Genomic DNA, 3,430 nt, shown 5'->3' with positions numbered 1-3,430 from the left:
CAGGGCCGACAGATCCCGTTGAGGACCCAAGGTCAGTCAGTCGCTGGGTCAGACCCTGGCGGGAGACGCTCATCTACATCATCACTGTCAGTCGCCGTCGCGGCTCTGCAGGGCCTGTTCGCACCAGATGGTCTTGCCGGTGGTCGTGTGCCTGGCGCCCCAGCCCTGCGTGAGCTGCGCGACCAGCAGCAGCCCCCGGCCCCCCTCGTCGTAGGCCCTGGCCCGGCGCAGGTGCGGCGCGGTGCTGCTGCCGTCGGAGACCTCGCAGATCAGCGTGCGGTCACGGATCATCCGCATCCGGATGGGCGGGGTCGCGTACCGGATGGCGTTGGTCACCAGCTCGCTCACCACGAGCTCGGTGACGAACTCCATGTCGGCGAGCCCCCATGCGGTCAGCTGGTCGGAGGCGAGCTTCCTGGCGCGCGCCACCTGGGACGGGTCGGCGGGCACGTCCCAGGTGGCCACCTGCTCCGGCGAGAGGGCCCTGGTGCGCACGAGGAGCAGCGTGGCGTCGTCGGCCGCGCGGCCGTCCAGCAGGGAACGCGTCACCGTGTCGCAGGTGTCCTCCAGCGAGGCCGTCGAGTGCGCCAGGGAGCGCCGCAGCTCGTCGATGCCCTGGTCGATGTCACGCTCGCGGGAGACGACCAGGCCGTTGGTGAACAGGGCGACCATGCTGCCCGCGTCCAGGCTCAGCTCGGTGGTCTCGAACGGCAGGCCGCCCACGCCGAGGGGCGGCCCGACCGGTCCGCTCACGACCTCCGTGAGGCCGTCACCGGCGTTCAGTACGGGCAGCGGGTGACCGGCGGTGGCCATGGAACACTGGCGGGAGACGGGGTCGTAGACGGCGTACAGGCAGGTGGCCCCCAGCTCGGCGAACGACCCCCCGTCGCCTTCTGCCATGCAGGCCTCCTCGCCGGTGAGATGGATGACCAGGTCGTCCAGGTGCGTGAGGAGCTCGTCGGGCGGCAGGTCGACGTCGGCGAGAGTGCGTACGGCGGTGCGCAGCCGCCCCATGGCCGCGGAGGCGTGGATGCCGTGACCGACGACGTCGCCGACGACGAGGGCCACCCGGCAGCCCGACAGCGGGATCACGTCGTACCAGTCTCCGCCCACCCCGGCCTGGGAACACGTCGGCAGGTAGCGGGAGGCGACCTCGACCGCCGGCTGGGCGGGCGGCCGCTGCGGCAGCAGGCTGCGCTGCAGGGTCAGCGCGGTGTTGCGCTCGCGGGTGTAGCGGCGGGCGTTGTCGATGTCGACACCGGCTTTTGCGGCCAGCTCCGCCGCGTAGGACAGGTCGTCCTCGCCGAACGGCTCGTGCGCGCTCAGGCGCCAGAAGCCGGCCACGCCCATGCGCACCCCGCGGACGCCCAGCGGGGTGGTGATCAGCGACCGGAAGCCGTGCTCGAGGATCCGGTCGGCCCGGTCGGGGTCCTGCGACCGCCAGGCGGTGGACGTCCGCAGATCCGGCTCGATCATGGCGACCCTGCGGCCGAACGTCTGGGCCTGGGGCGTGGACTCGGCCGACGTCGTCATGGTGCCCACGGGATAGAACGGAGCGCCCTCCACGAGACCTCCGACGGCCACCCGGTACAGCGGCTCGCCCGCGTCGGGCGCGTGCTCGTCGCCGCGCACGACCGACGCCGCGAGATCGACCGTGACGAAGTCGGCGAAGTCGGGGATCACCGCCTGCACCAGCTCTTCCGCGGTACGCCGCACGTCGAGCGTGGTGCCCACCGCCATGCTGGCGTCGTACAGCAGCTTGAGGCGTTTGTGCGCCTCCTCGGTGAACCTGCGGCTCTCCTCGAGGGAGTCGCCCATGCTGTTGAACGCGGCCTCGAGCTCGCCGATCTCGCCGAACCCCGTCCCAGGCATGCGCGCCTCGAGGTCGCCGTCGGCCAGCCGGGTGGCGGTGGCGGCCGCACGGCGGACGGGCCGGACGATCTTCCGGGTGAGGAATCCGGTGTAGGCGGCGATGAGCAGGACCGACCCCACGATCCCACCGGTCGCCACGGCGACCGACCACCGCACCCGGCCCGCCGCGATCTGCTCCCGAGCCGCCAGTACGGACTGCGCGTCACGGTCGAAACGGTCAAAAAGCCCTCTCAGTACGTCGAGACGGCGCTGCCCCTCGGCTGTGCGCTGCACGCTCCACGCGGAGGGATCACCCCGCCGGGCCGCCTCGACCAGCGGAATCGAGTAGTCGCTGATGAAGGACTCACCCTGCTGCCTGATCTGACGCGCCAGGTCCCGCAGCTCGGTGGTGTCGGCGAGGCTCACGACCTGCTGCGCCTGCGCGGGGAACGCGGCCCTCGCGCTCTCCCACGGCTGGAGGAAGGACTCCTGCCGGGTGATGAGGAAGCCGCGCTGGCCCGTCTCCAGGTCGAGGACGAGCCGCTCCAGAGTGCCGGCCTCGACGATGGCCGTCCGGACATGCTTCCGCGCGTCCGTCGCCTCGCGCATCTCGCCGATGGCCCACAGCAGGATGCCGAAGACAACACCGAAAAGCAGCGCGATCAGGCTGCTCGCGACGATCGTGAGGCGCGTCAACCCCCATCCGGCGCGCCTCCTCGATCGGGTTGCGCTCATGGATCGCCCCCGTCGGCCGGCACTTGTCTACCATTCTACGAACGGTTTTCCTTACCTGCGCGCATCGCCGCAGGTCAGACATATCAAGCCGGCCGGCCGCACGGGGTCGCGCCAGGCCGGGCCCGTGGTCTGCAGGAGTGCCCGCAGGAGCGTCTGGCCCGGCATGGACGGCGCCGGGCGCACGCCCACGGCGAACTTCTCCGGGTTGTCGAACACGGGCTCCCCGCTGGGGCGACGGGCGTACGGGACGCGCCCGTAGTCGACGCCGTCGTTCTCGCCGTAACTCGTCCAGGTGATCGTCTCCTGTTCCCCTTCGCGGAGCGGATGGGCGGACGCGGGACGGCTGTAGACGGCCTCAGGCGTGGTGACCCACACCAGCGGGACGGCGAACACCCAGCGCGTGGCCCGGATGTCGGCCGCCTCGGCGGCGGCGCGCGTCTCGAACGCGGCCGCCGACCAGGGGTCGCGCAGGTAGTCGTAGTCGTGGTCGCTGAGCACGAGCCTGCGCTCGCCCTCCAGCGCGACGATCGCGGGATGCTCATGGGCGCCGATGCTCTGCTGCAGCCGCTCGACCACGTCGAAGAGCAGCGCCACCGTCTCGTCGTTCATCGTCTCCTCCGGAACTCGCGGCGGCCCGCGGCGGACGGCGTCCGGTGATGGCCCGGAGCTCGCTCCACCGCGGCGTGCCGGGCCCGCGCCGAACCGGCGCGGGCCCGCCTGTGCGGATCGCGCACGCGACCGTCAGATCTCCTCGACGCTGCTCGGCTCACGCCGGGACAGGTCGATTCCGAGCTCTTCCGCGGCGCGGAAGACGTCCTCGTCGGTGTCACGCATCTCGATCGAC

Annotated in this window: 2 protein-coding genes; both read right to left on the bottom strand. The window is 71.7% G+C overall.

The genetic code is table 11. The features are described from left to right. Window positions 1-87 precede the first annotated feature (87 nt). Window positions 88-2,547 (bottom strand): SpoIIE family protein phosphatase, encoded by a 2,460-nt coding sequence (locus BLR04_RS39280; RefSeq protein WP_218129356.1) that lies wholly within the window; start codon window positions 2,545-2,547, stop codon window positions 88-90. 90 nt (window positions 2,548-2,637) lie between these two features. Then, window positions 2,638-3,195, bottom strand: a complete 558-nt coding sequence (locus tag BLR04_RS39275; protein ID WP_176903573.1) for a hypothetical protein — start codon at window positions 3,193-3,195, stop codon at window positions 2,638-2,640. Between the last annotated feature and the right edge of the window lie 235 nt (window positions 3,196-3,430).

Source organism: Nonomuraea maritima (assembly GCF_900100395.1).
Lineage (GTDB): Bacteria > Actinomycetota > Actinomycetes > Streptosporangiales > Streptosporangiaceae > Nonomuraea > Nonomuraea maritima.
This window is presented reverse-complemented; position numbering and strand designations above follow the sequence as displayed.